The following is a 20,801-nucleotide window of genomic DNA, read 5'->3' on the forward strand; positions in this document are numbered from 1 at the left end:
TCGACGTGGGGGGGCGCTCTTGGGGGGAAGATCAGCCAACATCTAGCAGGAGCTAATTTGATTGAAGCAATAATGAATGGCGAACCTATCTCAGTAGTCTCAACTGTTACTTCCTTTGCCACATCGTATGGTGCATCCGGGGCTGTACAATACCTTGATGACGCGGGAGAAATCTCAGATGCCTCATAAAGGTCGTTAGGCCTCGTGCAGATGATTTGGTCTGAGGGAATGAGCGAGGGTATAAGCGAAACAGGCGAAAATCTTAAACAGCAATGATTGTTGCCGGAGTCATATCTGCTCTAATAGGTGTGTTGATCATATCAACCTATATATACAATATCGATTGGATTGACACGATAAATAATAGAAGTATACCAATGAGAGTATTTACGACCAATATATTTATTTCGGGAGTCGGGTTTTTAATAGCGGCAATTTTGTTTATAGAAAAAGGGTGCTCTAAATAGTAGCATGTAGATTATTGATATAAGTCATGAAATAGTATGTCTTAGTGTTGTTGTGCACTGTATCTGTACAAGGGGAAGGGACTGGCTGAAGAGTTCGGGCTCAACTGGTACCAATACGGGACGCGCTACTACGACGCGTCCCTGGCACGGTGGGTCGAGATGGACCCGGCAGACAAATTCCACACGCCGTACACGTACGTTGGGGGGATCCAGTGAACCTCGTTGACCCGGATGGACGGCAGATCCGCTGCGCGAACTCGAACCTTGCATGCCGTCGCTTGAATGCTTTTGGAGCGGCTATTGATCGAGCGGTCAATGATGGAGTCCATAAAGTTCAGCAAGCAGCCTCTGATGTCGCTGATTACGTCACGGGAGTTGGCATCGCGGTTTCTGAGGGATTGCAAGCTGTATCCGGTAAAGGATTCTGGAGAGGGGCGGGGATGACGGCCGGAGGACGATTCATGGTGCTTGGTGGTTCAGGGATGACAGTCTTTCCAGAACCTGCAACGTCAGCCGGGGGACCGGGTATCGTGTCTGCGGGCACGTCACTGATGTCTGCCGGGATTACGACAATGGAGGTGAGCTCGCAAGTCCACGCTGCAGCGGGAGTATCATCAACGGTTTTTAAGGCAGCGGATGCCGGGATGGGAAATCGCAGTTTCCAGTCTGTAGGCTAGGAGTTCGCTCAGACGGGGGCATTTTACGCTGGAAGCAAACTGGGAGGACAAATTCTGAGAAGTCGATTCATGATGGGGGGATGATCTTGGCAATTCGGTTCCCTTGTTATTCCGAGGATCAGGAGGGCGCCTGATTCTTTTGCGTGCAGGTGAAGGCCAAGCCGTTAAAGCACTGGATGCGACATATCGCGTAGGTGCGAAGTCGATACTGCTACCCGATCAAGAATCTCAGAGTTAAGACAGGCCATGTTTGAGAAAGAGAGCATTGAGTTTGCCAAGTGGCTAGAGTCAATTGGCATAAACCCTATTTACTTCATGACAATCTTCTGGGCAGTTGTTGCTTACTTTGAATATGAAGCAATAGAGGATTGGGAAAAGTCAACAATGCGGGAAAAGATATGGGTGGTTCTTGCAGTCTTATGTTTCTTTATCGGGGTGGTTATGAGCATTGTGTTGCTTTTAAGTTTGGTTGAGTACAAATAAGGCATGTGTGCGTTGTTTAGATTTGTTTGCTAATACCTCGTCAGCCCGACACCCGGTTCGGTGTCCAGGTTCTCGTTTCATCAGTCTTGATGCATCTTGTCGGTGCTGCCGTTCGTGCGCGTAAAATACTGATAATGCAACGGGAAGCAGTTTGGTCTGAACGGATACCGCTATGGCGCGCGCTACTACGACGTGGCGCTGGCGCGGTGGGCCGAGATGGACCCGGCAGACGAGTTTCACACGCCATATACATATGTTGGCGGCGATCCCGTGAACCTGGTCAACCCGGATGGCAATGCGAGTGAATCGCCGCTGGATCATATCTATTTCACGCTGCGTGAAGATGGATCTGTTGGCGTCGAGGTCGTGGCGTCATCGGCGGCACCCACGTTCCACGTTGTGGATGCATCGGAAGGCGTACCGCGGAAGCTTGATCTTAGCAATCGGAGTGATGCACTACTCGTCGGCAATATTGCCCAAAGCAGCGATGCACTCGCTGGAGCGATTGTCCGGGATGGCATGGAAGCCAATGACGGCCAGTTCGTTTCGAATTTCGTGCGGGCGTATCAGGGTGCTGGAAATGCACAGGCGCTTGACGCATCCATTGAATACGTCAAGTTAATGGCTGAAGTATACGGCACTGCTGCCACAGGGGGAGGATATGCGCTCGGTCGCCGGGGAGCGGTCGCTGTCGGAGGGAAGATCGGTCGTTTGTCAGCGGGTGCAAACTCGGTGAAGCAGATATGAATTGCGATTTTGTCTCAGTTGGTACCACGGCCGCTTCCTTCGTTGCAGGTAGTACCGGGTCGCAGTTTGTACAGAGGCTTGATGAAGCTGGACAAATTTTAAATGCTTCATACAAGACTTTAGGCTTGCTCCAGCTCATCTGGTCTGAGGGAATGGGGGAAGGCATAAGCGAAACGGGTTATAATATCAAATATAAATGATACTATCTGGAATAGTTTTCATCATATTCGGTATATTGGCTATATTGTACTACAATGACTCCCAAAAGCTTGTTGAAGACATAGGTCATCAGAGTGAGGCGATGAAAGAAACATCGACAAACGTCATGGTTTCTGGAGTTATGTGAATTGTTGCAGGTGTATACTTTATAATAAAGGAAATTTTTTAATACGTGTCATAATGATTGTTTAGTAGAGCGTATTGCATGTTTGGTGTATGCTGTGTTCGAGTGTGTAAAGCAGGTCGTGTAATACCGTTCGCGATACGTCTGATTTGTCGATTTTCAAAGTGCGCTCGCCTCTCCTCCAGAACCGAGACCGTCCCCCGCAGATAGAGGTCCAGAAGGAATAGAAGAAGCCATGTATCAAGTTGTAAATAAATATAATAATAAGAATGACTAATAAACATAAATATATACTTTATTTAGCCTCGTGCTCATTGGGTGCAGCTACGATTCTCATCGCGTCCATGCACGGCAGTTGTGTATATTGGGCTCTCGCTGCGCCTTTCGCTACGACAGCTTTTTACCTGAGTGTATACCTTAAGTCCAACTACTACATAGAGAAAAGTCACTTGGCAAGGATAGTTTTCAGCATGCTACTACCGGCTACGGCAATGGTAATTGGATTCGTTGTAGCCTTGCTCATTATGTGAATGTCAAAGCCAGGCATACGACAATTTTAACTTGTCTTGAGAGCATGTATCGTTGCTATCGGATTCATCAACTTTCTCGATTCAAAACCGTTTGGGATACTGACTATATCCGGCGACGTGATCGTCGTCAGAGCAGCACCAAGCCCCGTGATTTAGGAAAATAATCTGCCCGATTCGACATGTCGCCGCGGCTGGTGAGTCTCGACGGCGTCGCAGGCCAGTTCCTCCTTCCCCGACCGGGTGCGTCCGGATCGCCTCTGTGTCGCCGTCCGCACGCCGAATACGCAAAATCGGATAAACGCGGGTTCGGCTGGTTGAATTGCTTGGCCTTGCCTCGGTACCTTATAGGTTCGATCTGCCGTAGCGGGCTCATTCTCGTTCTTCTCCGTCTCTTATTGTCTGCATGAGTTCTTCCACCTCCAAGACGTCCAAGAAGCGCGGTCGCACGCCGCTGATGCGTCAGTACTACGACATCAAACGGAAGCAGCCGAAGGCGGTGCTTCTGTTTCGAATGGGCGACTTCTACGAGACGTTTGAGGAGGACGCGCACACGGTAAGTCGCATCCTCGGCATCACGCTGACGTCGCGGAATAACGGGAAGGCGGACGACATCCCGATGGCGGGCTTCCCGCATCATTCGCTGGACTCGCATCTCCCGAAGCTGATCCGCGCGGGCCTTCGCGTCGCGATCTGCGAGCAGGTGGAAGACGCGTCCGAATCGACCGGCTCCGTCGTGGATCGGGCCGTCGTCGAAGTCGTGACCCCGGGCGTATCGTTTCACGAGGAGCTGCTGAACCCCAAGCAGTCCAACTTTCTCGCCGGCGTTCATTTCGGGACCGGCCGCGACTCCGACCTCGTGGGCTTCTCGTTCGTTGATGCGACGACGGGCGAGTTCGCTGTCGCCGAGGCGCATATCCGCGATCTGGAGAGCCTGATTCAGACCGTCGCGCCATCGGAGCTGATTGTGGACAAGCGGCGCAAAGGTCGGCTCGAGGAGGCGCTTCGCAGCACGCCCTTCACGGTGACGACGCAGGAAGACTGGGTCTTCGGCGAGGACTTCGCACAGGAGACGCTCCTCGACCATTTCGGCACGCACTCGATGAAGGGGTTCGGCGTCGATGACATGGAGCTCGGCCTTGTGGCCGCGGGCGCCGTTCTGCATTATCTCGGCGAGACGCAGAAAGGAAAACTTCCGCACGTCCAGCGGCTCCAGCGCTACTCGAACGAGGAGCACATCGCGCTCGACGCACAGACGAAGCGGAATCTGGAGCTCGTCTCGACCGTTCAGGACGGCGGTCGCGACGGCACGCTGGTCGATATTCTCGATCAGACGGAGACACCGATGGGCGGCCGGAAGCTCCGGGCATGGTTGGTCCGCCCGCTACGGCGCGTGGATCAAATTCATTGGCGCCTGGAAGCCGTCGATACCCTCGTTGACGACCGCGACCTTCGGGAAGACCTGCGCGAGGAATTGTCGCACATGGGCGACCTGGAGCGCCTGGCGGGCAAGATCGCGACGGCCCGCGCGACGCCGCGAGACCTCGTGGCCGTGAAGCGCAGCCTCCAGCGTATTCCCAATCTGACGGAGTTGCTGGATCAGGTTGATAGCTCGACGCTGTCCGATGTGGCAGATGAGTTAACCGCGTGCCCGGCCGTTGTGCAGAAGATCGACGACGCGCTGGTGGACGAGCCGCCGGCGAAGATCGCCGAGGGTGGTCTCATTCGCGAGGGATACGACGAGGAACTGGACGAGCTTCGCGCCATCGCGCACGACGGAAAGGCGTGGATGAGCGAACTGGAGGCCCAGGAGAGCGAGCGGGCAAACATTCCGTCGCTCAAGGTCGGCTTCAACAAGGTCTTCGGCTACTATCTGGAGGTCACCAACACGCACAAGGACAAGGTGCCCGAGGACTACATACGGAAGCAGACGCTGAAGAACTCCGAGCGCTACATCACGCCGGAGCTGAAGGAGATGGAGGAGAAGATCCTCACGGCGGAGGAGAAGATCGAAACGCTGGAGGTGCGGCTCTTTCAGGAGCTTCGCGACACGATCGCGGAGGAGACGGGCGTGCTGCAGTCCAACGCGGCGCGGCTTGCCGAACTCGACGTGTTCACCGCGCTCGCCGATGTCGCCGTATCGCACGACTACGTGTGCCCGGACGTCAACGACTCGCTGTCGATCGAGGCCGAGGACGGCCGGCACCCGGTCGTCGAACAGACCTTGCCTACGGGTGAACGCTTCATCCCCAACGACGTCCACCTCAACCCGGACGACGACCAGATCCTGATCATCACCGGGCCGAACATGGCCGGGAAAAGCGTGGCGCTCCGTCAGGTTGGCCTGATCGTATTGCTCGCGCAGATCGGATCGTTTGTGCCGGCGCGGTCGGCATCAATCGGCGTCGTGGACCGCATCTTTACGCGCGTTGGGGCCAGCGACAACCTCGCGGCGGGAGAGAGCACGTTCCTTGTCGAGATGAACGAGACCGCCAACATTCTCAACAACGCGACCGCTCGTTCCCTCATCCTGCTGGACGAGGTCGGGCGCGGGACATCGACGTTCGACGGACTCTCTATCGCCTGGGCGCTGGTGGAGTACCTGCACGAGCGTCCGGAGGTGGCCGCGCGGACGCTGTTCGCGACGCACTACCACGAGCTGAACGCGATGGCGAATCGGCTCGAGCGCGTCCGAAACTACCGGATCCAGGTCACCGAGCACGAGGGGGAAATCATCTTCATGCGAAAGCTCGTGCCGGGCGGAGCCGATCACTCCTACGGCATCGAGGTCGCGCGCATGGCCGGTCTTCCGTCTCCGGTCATCAACCGAGCCCGGGAGATTCTGGTGCATCTGGAAAGCCAGGACCTGGAGGTGCACAGAGACGCGGACGGACAACCGGCATCCGGCGACGGTGTGTCGGCGAAGAAAGCCGATGCGGACGCCGTGCCGTCCCTCGAAGACAGCCGGGCGAATCAGATGAACCTGTTCTCGCAACCGGATCCTGTGGCAGAGGAGTTGAAAGAGACGCTTCGTGATGTCGATCCGGACCGGATGACGCCGATCGAGGCGCTGATGAAACTCAACGAACTCCGGCAGCTTCTCGACTCGTAGTCGCCCCGTCGCCAGTAAGCGGCCTTCTTGAACACAAACGACCCCAACGTCATGATCCGGTCCTTTCTCGGAAAATCGCCGCAGTACGACGAGACGAACTACATCGCCGAGACGGCCGTCGTCATTGGCGACGTTACGCTCGGCAGGAGCGCGAGCATCTGGCATAACTGCACGCTTCGCGGCGACGTCAACTGGATTCGTATTGGTGATGAGTCAAATATCCAGGACAACACCGTCGTGCACGTCACGCACGGCACGGCGCCGACGGAGATCGGCGACCGCGTCACAGTGGGGCATGGCGCGATCATCCACGGCTGCACCATCGAAGACGAGGTACTCATCGGGATGGGCGCCACCGTTATGGATCACGCCTTGATCGGAACGAACAGCATCGTGGGGGCCGGCGCGCTCGTAACGGGCGGCACGAAAATCCCTCCGCGATCAATGGTTCTCGGGAGCCCGGCAAAGGTCGTTCGCGAGCTCACGGATGCAGAGGTCGCCTCGATCGGTCAGTATGCCGATAACTACGTGCGGTACAGCGCCGTCCACGACGGGCGGGAGACGCCGGAGGAGAATCCGTGGTACCAGGAGGGAGCGCCGCGCCAGGAGTCATCGTGAAGCTCGACAAGAGGCACTGATCGATCGGAGCGATCTCGTCGAACAACCGACGGTGCTATGACTTCTGGCGGTTCGGAGCATTTCACTCGCTCCATCGAACGCGGCCCGTCAGGGTGGGTACACGCTGTCGTGGACTCGCGCGAGCCTCTGACAATTCCTCCGTACCGATGAACGCTCAGGTCATTCTGAATACACAGACGGCGAAGGAGGCGAAGGAAACGGTCAGCGCATGGGTCGATCGCCATGAGAACGTTCGCCTTTCCATCACCGGGCGGGCGGACGATGCGCGCGCTGTCGTGCGAGACGCAATCGATAACGGAATGGACCGGGTGATCGCCGCGGGGGGAGATGGGACGCTCCATCTCGTCGCGAGCGAGGTACTGAATTCGGCGGCCGATAATACTGACACGCCTGCGGTGGGCTTATGTCCGCTGGGAACGGGGAACGACTACGCGCGAAGCATCGGATGCCCCGACCAGCCGCACGACGCCCTCGATCTGGCTCTAACCGGTCGGGTTGCACGCGTCGACGTGCTCCGTGCGGAGACGGAGGATCCGGACATCTCACCGCAGTGGGGTGTAAACGCAGCGGCGGGCGGCCTGAGTGGGAAGGTGGATGAGGTCATCACCCGGGAGCAGAAGGATCGGTGGGGACCGCTCGCGTTCGTGCTGGGGGCGGCGGAGATGATGACGGATGTGCCCCGATATGAAACGGTGATTCGGTATTCCGCCGAGGATGGATCGGAGCAAGAATGGCACGGTACGGCCGTGAACGTTATCTGCGCGAACGGTCGTACCGTCGGTGGCGGCATGTCTGTGGCCCCGGAAGCCTGCCTGACGGACGGAAAGATGGATCTTGTCGTGCTCCGCCACGGTCCGATGCGGAAACTGGCCGGGGCCGGGACGCGGTTGCTGGCCGGTCGTTGGGATGAGCACGAGTTGATCGATACGATCCGGACGTCCAGTGTCAAAATACGGTCGTCTCCCGGACTCAAGTTTAACGTCGACGGGGAGCTGTGGACCGATAAAGCGATTACGGTTCGTGTCCTCTCCAACGCGCTGCCAATCGTTCCCGGTGCGGATGCGCCTGCACTGTAGAATGAGAGCTCTCCCGCAGCCAGTTGGCTCAAAGTATTGCAGGTCAGAGACAACCCGGCGTGACGATGTGCGTCCAAACGATGTTCGTCATTGCGTTTCTCCTAGCACGCCATCTGAATGCCATCACAGCGCACATTCCTGATCGGACTTGTCCTCGTTCTCGCCATTGGCGTCGCGGCTGCAGCTTTTGCAGGATGCACCACGATCCGGATTAACGAAACCGATGTTTTTCTGCCGAAGCCATCGATTACGCCGGCTTCGTTTACGAACGAGAGGGTCCAGCTTACCGAATACAGTGTACCGAGTGATACCGTCGACCTGGATGCGTGGTATTTCGAACAGCCGGGTGCGCGCGGTACGGTCTTATTTTTTGGCGGAAATGGGTTCTACCTCGTCCAGTCGAAAGGGTATGTCGAAGCCTTGACGAGTTTTCCTCTCAACGTCCTGATGTTTGATTACCGTGGGTACGGAAATAGCGGCGGAGAACCGGCCGTTCAGGCGTTCAAGAAGGACGCGTCACGGATGTATTCGTTTGCCGTCGATTCCCTGAAGGTCAATCCGCAGCGTCTGATTGTCCACGGGCACTCGTTGGGCACGTTCATGGCGACGCACACGGCGCAGAATCACCCGGTCTCGGGCGTGGTGCTCGAAAACCCCGCGACCAACGTTGAGGATTGGATTGATGGATTGGCGCCCTGGTTCGTCCGCCTCTTCATCGACTTCGAGATTGCAGAGTCGCTGCGAGGTGAGAGCAACCTGAACGTCGTTCAAGATCTGAGCGTCCCACTTCTCCTGTTGGCGGGAGAGGAAGACCAGGTGACGCGTCCAGAGATGGCTCGATCCCTGTACGAGGAAGCTATGTCCACGCAGAAGAACCTCGTTATTGTCGACAGTATGGGGCACAACCGCCTGTATGTCGACGATCGATACACGTCGGCCTATCAAGATTTCCTTGACGCAGTGCTGTCCGACTCACTCGCCGATGTGACATCGCCAATGCCATAAACTCCCCCGAGGCTATGGATTTGCGCAGTAGGAGTCGACGATCTCCTGTACTTCACTCTTGAACGGGGCGTCCAGGCCGAGGGCAAGTGCTTTCTCGAAATTGGCGCACGCCGGTTCTCGCTCCTCTTTTCTGCCGTATGCCATGCCGCGGGTGCGGTACGCCACGGCAAATTCCGGATTGAGCTCGATGGCTTTGTTCAAGTCGGTGATGGCATCATCGAGATTGCCTACATTGAACTTCGCCTGACCTCGATTGCTGTAAGCTGTCGCGATGGAGGACACGGAGCCATCAGACGCATTGAGTGTCTGAATGAGCTTCGAATACGTGTCGATCGCGTTCTGAAACTGTCGAGCACGGAATTCGGCCTCACCTTTTACCCGGTATGGCGCCGGACGATCAGGCACGATCTTGATCGCATCCACGGCGTCAAAGTACGCCTGCTCAAGATTCCCAAGCTTCAGGTGGGCGCGCCCGCGGTTGATTAGCGCTTCCACGTTCGTCGGGTTTAAGCTCAGCACCTTGGAGTACGAATCGATCGATGCCCCATAGCCCTCGGTCTTAAACTGGATGTTCGCGAAGAGAATCTGTACGTCCTGGCTCTGCGGTTCGAGTCGTGCCGCCTCTCGAGCGGCGGCCTGGGCTTTGACGATGCTTCCGTGGTCTGTGAGAATGCGGGCCTTCAGTTCGTACGCTCCAGCGAAGAACGGGTCGCGTTCGACGGCGTCGTCGAGGGCCGCGAGGGCCTGCCCCCAGGAATCCATCTTCAGGTGCGCTTCCGCCTCTACGCGGAGAGCTGTTGGCACATCGTCGTCGATGCTGAGCGTGTCGAGGGAGACGAGGCTGTCGACGAGAGAGATGGTTGCCTCATACTCTCCGTTGTCGTACGCCTTTTCGGCCTGCGTCAGCAGGTCCTGTGCATGGGCCGGAGAGAGGTTAAGCGAAAGAAAAGCGATCAGCGAGCAGACGAAGATACGCGCGAGCACGATGAGCCGGTGACTTGTGAGCGGATCCATGGGGAAACACTACCTCACAAGGAACGGGCCATTTGGTTCGTATACCAGACAGAAATCCGTGAAGCACCGTTCGTCTGCCCGCCGAAGATATCCGCTATCGCACCACGGTAAAGCGTTGCGTTACCACATCAGACGGGCTGGAGAGGCGGAGAATATAGGTCCCGCTGGCCCAGCCGTCCGGCTGGATCGTAGCGGTGTGTGTGCCTGCGGCGTAGCGTCCGTGCGCAAGCTTCGTCACCCGACGGCCCAAGAGGTCGAATACCTCGAGCGTGAGCGGACCGGCAACGGGGGTCTCGAAGGAAAATGTGGTCTGGCTCCGGACTGGGTGAGGAGACAACGCGTGAATTCGCGTATCGACGGTCTCCAGCATGACGGTCTGTACGGGAGATAGCCACGTCGTCCCATCGACATCGGTCTGGCGGAGGCGATAGTGGAGCGTCGTACCGGTTGGCACGTCTTCGTCCGCAAATCGATAGCTCTGAGCTTGCTCGGTCGTCCCGGCGCCGTTGACGAATCCTATGTGCTCGAAGGACGTCCCGTCCGCAGAGCGCTCAATGCCAAAGCCCGCGTTGTTTACCTCTGACGCAGTGGTCCACTCCAGGATGGCCCGGTCCCGCGACGTTCGAACGTCAAAGCCCACGAGAGTAACTGGAAGCGGATTCTGCGGGCCGCGCAGTACCGCTACAGGTGCGGCTCCAGGTGTAGACACCGTGCTCACGTTCGAACCGTCGAGGTTGCTCTGCTTCAGTTTGTCGGTTGCGGTCGTCCAGTAGAGCAGATTACCGAAGGGCGGTGCAGAGACGTCCTCCGGATTTTCGGCTTCGGTGTCGGAGATGACAGTCGTAGCGCCCGACCCGTCCGGATTCACGGCATCAATAGTGCTCGTGGCCGTGTTCGTCCACAGAATGGCCCCATCGGTTGATCGCACAGCGAGACCGGGACCCGGGTCGATGCCCGACAGGATCGTGCTCACGTTGCTGCCGTCATCGTCCATGCCGATAAGTTCGCCCGCCTCTGGGTCGGTGACGTAGACCCGTCCACTTGATTCATCGATTGCGATATCGGCCATTTCCCCATTGCCCGTCTTGCTCAAGATCGTCTGGGGTGATTGTCCAAAGCGGCTCGAGCGTCGCACCGTCCAGGTCCCGCTGGAGGCAGAGTCGATCCAGTACAAGTTGTCCGTGCTTTTATCGTAGGTGACGTCCACCGGACTAGTTTCTCCAGAGACAATGACGACACGGCCCGTTCCATCGGGTCCGAAGCGCACGATCTCTCCACGAACGTCGTCGGTGAAGTACAGCAGCCCGTCGGCATCAATCGTAAAAGCGCCGTAGCTCGCAAGCGGAGCCTGATCGAGAACGTCGAGTAGCGTTCCGGACGCGTTTCGACGTTCCACCACATCGCGGAGGAAGTCACTGGAGAGGATCGAGTCATCCGTCGGATCAACGGCAAGGCCGGAGATGACGCCGCGCGTCTGAGTGATCTGCGTGACGTTGCTGCCGTCTGTGGCGGCAGAGTAGAGTCCCCGTCCGCTGAGGGCTGTCTCGCTCCAGTACAGTGTCCCGTCGTCGGCGTCAAGAGCAAGACCCTGCGGTGCTTCGATGCTTCCCGTCACCACATTCTGGACGTTCGATCCATCCAGATTGGCGCCCTGGACGGACGAGGCTGTGTTATCCTGACGAGTCGTCCAGTACATTTTGTTGTTCGGCACATCGAGCACAATGCGATACACGTTGGCGCCGGGGTTATTGACGAGCGTGGTTGCGTTGCTTCCATCGAAATCGACGCGTCGGACGGCTGTTACGGTGCTGCTTGATCGGACTCCGCTAAGCCAGTAGATGTGATCATTCGCTGGGTCGACAGCTAGCCCCTCCGGGTTTACGAGACCATCGGTGATCAGGGTCACATTTCCGCCGTTGAGGTCGGCCCGGTAGATCCCATTCGTGGAATTTCTGGTCGTCCAGTAGATGTGTCCCCCAGCTTCGTCGACGTCAATGCCGACGGGAGCATCCGTTGCGACGATGCTCGCTGGCGCGCCCGATCCAGTGACGCGATAAATTGCGTTGTCCGCGGTATCCGTGTAGTAAACGTCGCCATTCTGCTCGTGAACGGCGACGTCAATGGGGGCACGGAGCCGACCGAGTATTTTTTGCTCCGAGTTGCCGTCGAGATCGGCGGTGTAAACGCCGGTACCGGAGCCGGAGGCGGACCAGTACAGTTGGTCCTGTGCAACTGATGGTTGGACATCCACCGAAGCGAACAGTAAGAAAAAAGAGAAGAGGAAGCCCCAGAGACGCGTAGTCGACGTATGCATGACGTGAAGGGGACGATTGAAAAGGAGTATGTTGGCACAAAGCATACGGTGGTTTTCTTACGAGCTGGTGCGCCTTTGGACAATCCCACATCGTATTCTTCCTGATTTGAGTACTGATTTATTCCCTCGCGACGACACGGGCTGAAAAAGCAACTCACTCGCATGCGGCCGTCTAGCTTCCCGATCCTGTCTAATCTCTTGAGAACCTGTTTGGCGGACAGCCTTCGGCGATTCAAAGATACAAACCTCCCGGCGGTCGGGCCTCGCGGCGCTTGCACGACACGGCTAGGTTGAACTCGCGCACCAGGTCGATTTCGTCATCGCGGGAGGTACCCCTCAAGTCTGCGAATAGACATGAACGACCACGCTTACGTTTTCGCGACCCATCTGCCAAACAGGTTGTGACGGCGTCGTCCAGACCCATGCATACGCACAATACGATAGAAAAAATCCCCCGTCCGGGATGAGCCCAGACGGGGGATTAACTGTCCGTTTATGGACAGTTCGGAATTGCTATTGGCGTTTAGGCCATCGCCATGGACTGATTCAGGAAGTTGCGGAGGACGTAGTGGAGGATACCACCGTGGCGGTAGTATTCGACTTCCACCGGCGTGTCGCAGCGGTTGATCGCCGTGAACGTGATCTCCGTGCCGTCTTCTTTCGTTGCGGTAACCTCGATTTCCTGTCCCGGCTGCAGCGAGTCGTCGACCGGAATGTCGAACGTCTCTGTGCCGTCGAGTCCGAGTGCTTCAGGACCTTCGCCTTCCTGGAACTGCAGTGGAAGGACGCCCATGCCGATCAGGTTCGAACGGTGGATGCGCTCGTAGCTCTTCACGATTGTGGCTTTCACGCCGAGAAGGATCGTTCCCTTCGCGGCCCAGTCGCGGCTGGAGCCCATGCCGTAGTCTTTCCCGCCGAGGACGACGAGCGGCGTGCCGTTTTCGATATACTTCATCGCGGCATCGAAGACCGTGGTCGTTTCGCCGGTCGGGAGGTACTTCGTGACGCCGCCTTCCGTGCCGGGCACGAGCTGGTTCTTGATGCGGATGTTCGCAAACGTACCGCGCATCATGACCTCGTGGTTACCGCGGCGGGCACCGTACGAGTTGAACTGGTACGGTTTCACGCCACGCTCCTTCAGGTACTTGCCTGCCGGGTAGTCTTCCGGGATGGAGCCAGCCGGCGAGATGTGGTCGGTGGTCGTCGACTCACCGGCCTTCACCAGGACCCGTGCGCCCTTCACAGGCTTGATAGCCGGGGTCTCCGGCGTGATGTCCATGAAGAACGGCGGCTCCTGGATGTACGTGGAGTCCTCGTCCCACGCGTATACCGAGCCTTCCGGAATCTTGATGTTATTCCAGGTCTCGTTCGACTCTTCGATGCCGTCGTACTCGTCGCGGTAGAACTCCGGCTTGACGACCTCTTCGATCATCTGTTTGATCTCATCCGCCGACGGCCAGATGTCTTCGAGATAGACATCGTTGCCATCCTTGTCGGTGCCGATCGGCTCGTTCGCCAGGTCGATGTCGACCGTGCCAGCGAGGGCGTAGGCGACGACGAGCGGCGGGGAGGCGAGGTAGTTGGCCTGAACGAGCGAGTGGATGCGACCCTCGAAGTTACGGTTGCCCGAGAGCACGCCGCTCACGATCAGGTCGCCTTCCTTGATCGCCTTCTCCACCGGATCGGGTAGCGGACCAGAGTTACCGATGCAGGTCGTGCATCCGTATCCGACCGTCGAGAACCCAAGCTTCTCGAGCGAGGGGAGAAGATCGCCTTCGACGAGGTAGTCGGTGACGACTTTCGATCCCGGCGCGAGGCTTGTCTTGATGTGCGGCTGGACCGTCAAGCCTTTCTCAACCGCCTTCTTCGCGAGAAGACCGGCGCCGAGCATGACGGACGGGTTGGACGTGTTCGTGCAACTCGTGATCGCGGCGATGACGACGTCCCCGTGCTCGAGGTCGTACTGCTCTTCGCCGTTATCGTACGTTCCCGTGGAGCCGAACGTGGACTCGTCGCGGCCGAAGCCGATCGGGCCGGCTTCACGGGTGAGACTTTCTTTGAACTCCTCGGGGAGCTCCGGGACCGTGATCCGATCCTGCGGCCGTTTCGGTCCGGCAACGCTCGGCGTAACCTCACCGAGGTCGAGCTGGAGCGTATCGACGAAGTCCGGGGTCTTGGTTTCAGGGGTGTGGAAGAGACCCTGCTCCTTGCAGTAGCGTTCCACCAGCTGAACCTGCTCTTCCGAGCGGTTCGTGCGACGCATGTAGTCCAGCGTCTCATCATCGATGGGGAAGAAGCCCATCGTGGCACCGTACTCCGGAGCCATGTTCGCGATCGTGGCGCGGTCCGGTACCGTCATATTCTGGAGACCGGAGCCGTAGAATTCGACAAACTTGCTGACGACGCCGTACTCGCGGAGCATCTGCGTGACGGTCAGCACAAGGTCGGTCGCGGTTGCGCCTTCAGCGAGCTCACCGGTGAGTTCGAAGCCGACGACCTCTGGCATCAGCATGTAGATCGGCTGACCGAGCATAGCGGCCTCCGCTTCGATGCCGCCGACGCCCCAACCGAGGACGCCGAGACCGTTGATCATGGTCGTGTGGCTGTCGGTACCCACCAGAGAATCCGGGTAGGCAAGGTCGATGCCGGTGTCCGTCGGGCGGGTCCAGACGCCACGGGCCACATACTCAAGGTTGACCTGGTGGCAAATGCCGCTGGCCGGTGGCACAACGTGGAAGTTTTCGAAGGCCTGCTGACCCCAGCGGAGGAATTCGTAGCGCTCGCGGTTGCGCTTGAATTCGAGCTCGGAGTTCAGTTTGACGGCTTCGGTCGTGCCGAAGTGATCGACCTGGACCGAGTGGTCGATGATGAGGTGAACCGGCACCTGCGGGTTGATCTCGTTGGGATCGCCACCGAGGCGCTCCATCGCGGAACGGAGGGCGGCGAGGTCAACGACGGCCGGAACGCCGGTGAAGTCCTGCAGGAGGACGCGTGACGGGACGAACGGGATCTCCGCTTCGTCGGGACCGCTGGGGTCGTATCCAGCGAGACGCCTGACGTCGTCGGTCGTGATCATCTCACCATCGCACTCACGAAGCAGCGCTTCGAGGAGGATGCGAATGGAGAATGGGAGGCGGTCGATGTCGAACCCTTCATCCGCGAGCGTCTGCAGGCGGTATAGATATGCGTTGCCCGACCCGGTGTCAAAGGTGTCGCGCGCGCCGAAAGGATCGTTCGTGAGTGGTCGGGGAGCAGTCATGTGGTGTAGCGCCTGGTTTTCAATTGATCGTCCAATCGTTCGAGGCGTCGACGCAGCTGTCCTCGTCCGGGTCCGCACGGTCTACGTCGACGGCGCGGGACGCGCTGTTCTGTTTTTCGGACGATGCTACGGATCGACATATCAATGATACTCAGCCGTTACGAATGTTTCATGTCGAAGTGGATCGATTCGTGTGATTCTCACGCAGATCCTACGAGTCGTCGGAGCGTTCCTTCAACGAATCTCTGAACAGCGATTACGAGACCGCTTTACGGGGATTGTGCCCGGGGGTGTTATGGCTCGTGACGGCGAGTATCAGGTCGAATGAAAACCTGCTCGGGAAAGGGGCAGCCTGAATCCGGCTTTCGTAGCGGTAGGTGGTGCGGGACAGTCCGGTTGGCGTTTCCTCATCGCCGAAAACGAACGTCCTATCGTTGACGATTGCCGTCAAAGAGCAGGAAAGCGCCACCCGTCATGGCGCAAAACGGAAAGCATGGAGTCAAGAGCGGCGGGCGTAATAGATTCGCAGATTGGATTATCGTGGAGGACGATGATCGAACCGGGGCGAATCGTCTGTAGCACGAAGTCATGGATGCTGCGCTCGGTCGCCGTGCGGAGATAGTCGCCCGGCATGACGTCCCACATCACCATCCGCTGCCGGTGCGCATCACACCAGCGCCGCATGACCGAGGTTGGGTGACCGTAGGGAGGACGCATGACGCGCACCCGTTCGCCCGTGATCTGCTGGATCGTTTCGGTCGTACGGTCTAGTTCGGCGCGCAACGTATCGGCCGTTACGGTCCAGGCATCCGGATGAGTGAATGTGTGGTTGCCGACCGTGTGGTTCGCAGCGACGAGATCCCGGACAAGATCTGGTCGGTCGGCCGCATTCGAGCCGACAAGAAAAAACGTTGCGTGCGCCTCGTGCCGATCCAGTACGTCGATCAATTCGCGCGTGACGGTTGCATTCGGCCCGTCGTCGAAGGTCAGATATGCGACATTGTCGCCATCTCGTGCGTCCATTCGCCAGAGCATATCTGGAAAGAAGCGCTGTACGGGTCGCAGGCCGTAGGTGGCAACGTATGGAACCGATTCCCTGAGCATGAGAACGAAAGGTTGGCGGCTAGTTCTGTGAGAGATGGACGGGCGACATGATCTAATCGACCGAAGAGAGTTGTTCACTTCGATCACGTCCGCAAAGGCCTACTCGACACGGCGACCTTTCCAGTGTACGGTCCCGAATGTCCCGAGTAGTCCGATGATTACGGCGGAAGGAATCCAGAGCAGCGACGCCGGAATGAACGTGCGCGTGAGCTCATTCTGTCCGAGATGACGCGCGGCGGGAGCGACGAGGAGACCGTCGGCAGCCATCTTGACAAGCAGCGCACCAATGACGACAGGTTGCCACGTTGGGATCGCGATAGCAGCGATCAGGGCGACCAGGAGGGCAGCGTGGATAAACCACTGCGACACCGCAACCAGCGACGGAATAGCATATGGGTAGCGCGTCCCCATCCATGCCCACCGGGAGCGCTGCTCGATGTACTCGGCGACATCGTCCACACATCCCGTTTCCACGACGGCGTCGGGATGGGCTTCGAAAATGACCTCCTGATCCGTGTCGTATGCAACGTGCTGCAACAACACTTCGTCGGCCGCGACCGTAGCGCTCCCGTACTCGGACAGTAGCGACCGACGCATCGCGACGTTGGCTCCATTACAAATGGTCGGAAAGCCAGCTCCGAGTGTCCCGGCCCCAAACGCGACGAGGGCTGTCATTTCAATCGCCTGCACGCGGTCGAACCATTTCTCGCGCCAGTCGAATCGAACCGGCCCACTGATCATTGGGCTCTCTAAGGTGCAGCGACGAACCATCGTCCGAATCCATCGCGAGCCCACGACGCAGTCGGCATCGGTCGTGAGGATCACGTCGCCTGTGCTCGACTCGATGCCGGCCGTTAACGCTGCCGTCTTGTTTCGAATACGCCTCTCCGTCTCGGTACCATCACGGGCTTCGATCACGCGCGTGACCACCTCCGCTTCGTCGTCCGCGATCGGTGCGGTATACTCCCCGCTCATGCCGCCTACGTTCGTCACGGCGGTCTCGTGCGTGAGCGCCTTCTCGGTCGAAGCGAAGGCACGCCGAGCTTCCCTCAACGTGGCGTCTTCCGAGTTGTCGTCAATGACGATAATTTCGAGTTCACCCGGATAGTCATTTTCCAGCACAGAGGAGAGACAGTCACCGATCAGCGTGGCTTCATTCCGTGCGGGAATCAGCACAGATACCGATGGCCACTCCCCCGATTGGGTGACCTGATTCGAATCGCGCAAGACGCGGAACCAGCCGACCGTCGCTGCACCAACGGTGAGGACGTGCAAACCCACGGTAATGGATAGAACGAGAAACAGCGCGTCGGGCATGGTGAGCAAATAAGAGGGAGGGGCGAGGGTGACGAATGTGAGGGACGCAAGCGGGATGACGTTCGATCGTTCGTCGTCATCCGTGAAGTCGCCGCGCTGAACGAATACCTGATTCTGTTCAGGTAGAACTTTAAGTGGGTGAGGTTTTCCTCTGGATATTCCGGTCTGGCGCGTTTGGATCGGGGTCGGAATCGGATGAAGACAGCCGAACGAACGCGCCGCCGACCACTGCCGGCAGTGTAATGTTGAATACAAACACGGTCAAGGCTGCGTTGAGGGCAGCGGCTTCCGCAACGCCGAGCCAGCCGTACACGAGAACAGCAGCCCCCTCCCGAATACCTACATCAAGCAGGGTCAGAGACGGGATGAGGTACTTAAAGTAATACATTAACCCCGATCCAGCGACGAGAGTCGACCATTCAGCACTCGGGTCGAACGCTTTGACCAGAATCGTCATCTGGCCCGCAAAAACGATGTAGCGAGTGAGGCAACCCCAGAGAAGGCGGATCTTAGCGTCGTTCTCAAGGTCGTGGAGAACCGAGGTTCGTTCGTGCAAAGCGCCGGCGCGGGGAAGCATGCGTCGAGCCCATTTGTCGATCGCGTCGGGCCATAGGATCGCTGCCATGAACAAGAGAGCGACCCCTGCACCGACGGCGATGGCGAGGTCCCAGGCGGTCCCGATGACGCCGGTGAAACGGGCCCAGGTCATGAGGCCCAGACCGACAGTAACGGCGACCAGCATGTCAACGAGTCGCTGGGCGAAAACAGTAACCGACACCGTCCACATATCCCGGTGCCGAAGGGCCAGTGCGCGACCGGCAAACTCGCCCAGGCGGGCCGGTGTGAAGAAGCCAACAGCATACCCTGCAAGGGTCGCTCGAACGAGCGTGCTGCGAGCGACGCCGCCGGAAAGCGGTCGAAGCACGACGCCCCACGACCACGCGTCCAGCCACACGTTCGGTACCACAAGAAATAGAGCCACCGTAAGGAACGTCGGGTCGGCCTGACGAAGGGTGAACCAGACGTCTTGCACGTCGACATACAAGACGATCGCGACCAGAAGTCCGACGCCAAAGAGAAGACGCGCCAGTTGGCGAATGCGAACGCGTGATCGGTCAGGCCGACCGTCGTTCTCATGGTCAGGACGAGGGGCGTCCTTTGCGTCGAAGGGAGACACAGAGCCAGTGGGATTCGACAGTAGACGGTGTCGCTATCGCCGCCAGTGGTTGGTCTCATGATGCGGCGGGCGCGGGCGATTCAGACGACGGACCAGTGAGACGCGCACGGCGGAAAAGCTTTCCGGTCCTCGGCCGACGGCCACGTCAACGTACGTTTGATCTCGGAAGCGAGGTCCAATTCGCAATCCGAGAGCCGCTGCGGGACGAAGCGGGTATGTGTCCTCTCCGGCTGACAGGTTCTCGCTGCCATTGATGCGTAGCTCGAATTGATCGGAGATATCGTCGTAGACGCTTGCTGCATGTCCGGCTGCGTACCCCTCGATGCCGAGCCCGAGAATCGACGTGATCGGAAACTCATACGCAAGGCCGAAGACGAGCGCATCGCGACTGGTGTAGCGACTGCGCTGGAAGCCTGGAACGGAGCGACCGTCGAGAAGCGGAAGGACGAAGTGAGGAAGACGATCGTTTAAGCGAGCGACACCGTCGACGTCGTGGAGCTGCGTAAGGTGTCCGTAAGCGGCAATTCGGTGTTCGCCCGAAATCGGGAGCCATCGGTATGCACCCACGTCCGTTCGAACAAAGGAGAAGGTTTCGCCTCCGATTGGCGTCCATCGCTCAAGCGATCCCTGCAACAGCCACCCGCTCGTGGTCCGATACCGTTTGTCCCGGCGGTCGTACTGGACATCGATTCCGACGACGGCGCCTGTAGAGGTAAACGTCGCACCGTTCACGGGTGCATTCGAGCCGAGCATAGCGATTTCTTCCGCGTAATCGACGGTCGCCTGGCCTGCCGCGTCGTTCTGGGACGGGGACGGCAGGTCGGCGTCGTACAGCCGGTAGTGTTCGACGCGCCCATGCGCCTGCACGAAAAAGTGGTCATCGAAGAGCCGCTGACTCAGTCTCGCGCTTCCCTGAAAGGTGCGAAGTGTGAACGCCGTGCGCGACTCGGAGCTGGACGCCGGCCCGAAGCCGTAAAACCAGTCTCGCGTCGTGTGGGCGTGCCGTCCTGTGATAGTGACGATGCGCCGATCTTCGTCCGAATGCGGGGGGACGCCACCGGATGCATATGACAGTGTGTATACACGCTCGTGTAAGGCGGGCGCGACGGTCAGCAGTGTCTCGTCGCCCGAGCGGAGGGCGTTGTTCATCACGAGTCCCAGTCCAGCACCGACGCCAGCACGAGGGCTCCAGGTCGCCAGCGGATAGGGACGGAGGTTGAACCAGGTCTCATGGGCATCGCTCCGGTCGTTGCCGTCGGACCGTTGCGCGACAGCATCTGATGGGGCGACGAGGCCGAGGATGCAAGCCACAACGGTCGCGAGGACGAACGTTGTGACCGTTTTGGCGCAAGCTATTGGATTCTGCAGTACCGTTGACTTGACGTGTGATCCCTTAAGACGAAGATTGCGTTTCACAGGCAAAGTGAACTGAGAAAAAGGAATGCGTCGGCTATATTCGAAAACGATACAGAACGGACGGATCGCGGATCGATATCACGGAGCCGTGCAATCGATTCGCCTGCGCCCAACCTAATCAACT

At 58.4% G+C, this 20,801-nt stretch carries 14 protein-coding genes; 7 read left to right on the forward strand and 7 right to left on the reverse strand.

The window, feature by feature from the left end; genetic code table 11:
* Window positions 1-548 precede the first annotated feature (548 nt).
* The 7 genes from CRI94_RS18120 to CRI94_RS01640 all read left to right on the forward strand — a co-directional run bounded on the left by CRI94_RS18120 (window position 549) and on the right by CRI94_RS01640 (window position 9,076).
* Entirely contained in the window at window positions 549-683 is a 135-nt protein-coding gene (locus tag CRI94_RS18120; protein WP_425437368.1) for an RHS repeat-associated core domain-containing protein, read from the forward strand.
* 707 nt (window positions 684-1,390) lie between these two features.
* Window positions 1,391-1,627, forward strand: coding sequence for a hypothetical protein (locus CRI94_RS01605; RefSeq protein ID WP_098073906.1), 237 nt, complete (start codon window positions 1,391-1,393; stop codon window positions 1,625-1,627).
* Between the two features lie 156 nt (window positions 1,628-1,783).
* Window positions 1,784-2,374, forward strand: coding sequence for an RHS repeat-associated core domain-containing protein (locus CRI94_RS01610; RefSeq protein ID WP_098073907.1), 591 nt, complete (start codon window positions 1,784-1,786; stop codon window positions 2,372-2,374).
* A 1,276-nt stretch (window positions 2,375-3,650) separates the two neighbouring features.
* Window positions 3,651-6,356: a DNA mismatch repair protein MutS gene (gene mutS, locus CRI94_RS01625; RefSeq protein ID WP_218919340.1), complete on the forward strand. Its 2,706-nt coding sequence runs from the start codon at window positions 3,651-3,653 to the stop codon at window positions 6,354-6,356.
* Window positions 6,357-6,407: 51 nt separating this feature from the next.
* Complete coding sequence (locus CRI94_RS01630; protein WP_098073910.1) at window positions 6,408-6,974, forward strand: gamma carbonic anhydrase family protein; 567 nt, start codon at window positions 6,408-6,410, stop codon at window positions 6,972-6,974.
* A 167-nt stretch (window positions 6,975-7,141) separates the two neighbouring features.
* Window positions 7,142-8,071, forward strand: coding sequence for a diacylglycerol/lipid kinase family protein (locus tag CRI94_RS01635; protein WP_098073911.1), 930 nt, complete (start codon window positions 7,142-7,144; stop codon window positions 8,069-8,071).
* A 117-nt stretch (window positions 8,072-8,188) separates the two neighbouring features.
* Window positions 8,189-9,076 carry an alpha/beta hydrolase gene (locus CRI94_RS01640; protein WP_098073912.1) on the forward strand — a complete coding sequence of 296 codons (888 nt, stop codon included), beginning with the start codon at window positions 8,189-8,191 and terminating at the stop codon, window positions 9,074-9,076.
* Window positions 9,077-9,088: 12 nt separating this feature from the next.
* Here the strand turns inward: CRI94_RS01640 and CRI94_RS01645 are convergent, their stop codons facing one another.
* The 7 genes from CRI94_RS01645 to CRI94_RS01675 form a co-directional block, all read right to left on the reverse strand.
* Window positions 9,089-10,090, reverse strand: coding sequence for a tetratricopeptide repeat protein (locus tag CRI94_RS01645; RefSeq protein ID WP_098073913.1), 1,002 nt, complete (start codon window positions 10,088-10,090; stop codon window positions 9,089-9,091).
* Between the two features lie 94 nt (window positions 10,091-10,184).
* Complete coding sequence (locus CRI94_RS01650) at window positions 10,185-12,404, reverse strand: DUF5050 domain-containing protein (protein ID WP_179862110.1); 2,220 nt, start codon at window positions 12,402-12,404, stop codon at window positions 10,185-10,187.
* Between the two features lie 523 nt (window positions 12,405-12,927).
* Window positions 12,928-15,663, reverse strand: a complete 2,736-nt coding sequence (acnA, locus tag CRI94_RS01655; RefSeq protein WP_098073915.1) for an aconitate hydratase AcnA — start codon at window positions 15,661-15,663, stop codon at window positions 12,928-12,930.
* 447 nt (window positions 15,664-16,110) lie between these two features.
* Window positions 16,111-16,767, reverse strand: coding sequence for a polysaccharide deacetylase family protein (locus CRI94_RS01660; RefSeq protein ID WP_098073916.1), 657 nt, complete (start codon window positions 16,765-16,767; stop codon window positions 16,111-16,113).
* Window positions 16,768-16,866: 99 nt separating this feature from the next.
* Window positions 16,867-18,084 carry a glycosyltransferase gene (locus CRI94_RS01665; protein WP_098073917.1) on the reverse strand — a complete coding sequence of 406 codons (1,218 nt, stop codon included), beginning with the start codon at window positions 18,082-18,084 and terminating at the stop codon, window positions 16,867-16,869.
* Between the two features lie 130 nt (window positions 18,085-18,214).
* Window positions 18,215-19,261: a lysylphosphatidylglycerol synthase transmembrane domain-containing protein gene (locus tag CRI94_RS01670; protein WP_179862111.1), complete on the reverse strand. Its 1,047-nt coding sequence runs from the start codon at window positions 19,259-19,261 to the stop codon at window positions 18,215-18,217.
* 33 nt (window positions 19,262-19,294) lie between these two features.
* Window positions 19,295-20,677 (reverse strand): BamA/TamA family outer membrane protein, encoded by a 1,383-nt coding sequence (locus tag CRI94_RS01675; protein WP_143815264.1) that lies wholly within the window; start codon window positions 20,675-20,677, stop codon window positions 19,295-19,297.
* Window positions 20,678-20,801 lie beyond the last annotated feature (124 nt).

The organism is Longibacter salinarum, assembly GCF_002554795.1.
GTDB lineage: Bacteria > Bacteroidota > Rhodothermia > Rhodothermales > Salinibacteraceae > Longibacter > Longibacter salinarum.

Excerpts from the sequence above, each read along its gene's own strand:
- CRI94_RS01605 (WP_098073906.1), top strand. The coding sequence starts at position 1,391 with ATGTTTGAGAAAGAGAGCATTGAGTTTGCCAAGTGGCTAGAGTCAATT.
- mutS (WP_218919340.1), top strand. The coding sequence starts at position 3,651 with ATGAGTTCTTCCACCTCCAAGACGTCCAAGAAGCGCGGTCGCACGCCG.
- CRI94_RS01630 (WP_098073910.1), top strand. The coding sequence starts at position 6,408 with ATGATCCGGTCCTTTCTCGGAAAATCGCCGCAGTACGACGAGACGAAC.
- CRI94_RS01635 (WP_098073911.1), top strand. The coding sequence starts at position 7,142 with ATGAACGCTCAGGTCATTCTGAATACACAGACGGCGAAGGAGGCGAAG.
- CRI94_RS01640 (WP_098073912.1), top strand. The coding sequence starts at position 8,189 with ATGCCATCACAGCGCACATTCCTGATCGGACTTGTCCTCGTTCTCGCC.
- CRI94_RS01645 (WP_098073913.1), bottom strand. The coding sequence starts at position 10,090 with ATGGATCCGCTCACAAGTCACCGGCTCATCGTGCTCGCGCGTATCTTC.
- CRI94_RS01650 (WP_179862110.1), bottom strand. The coding sequence starts at position 12,404 with ATGCATACGTCGACTACGCGTCTCTGGGGCTTCCTCTTCTCTTTTTTC.
- acnA (WP_098073915.1), bottom strand. The coding sequence starts at position 15,663 with ATGACTGCTCCCCGACCACTCACGAACGATCCTTTCGGCGCGCGCGAC.
- CRI94_RS01660 (WP_098073916.1), bottom strand. The coding sequence starts at position 16,767 with ATGCTCAGGGAATCGGTTCCATACGTTGCCACCTACGGCCTGCGACCC.
- CRI94_RS01665 (WP_098073917.1), bottom strand. The coding sequence starts at position 18,084 with ATGCCCGACGCGCTGTTTCTCGTTCTATCCATTACCGTGGGTTTGCAC.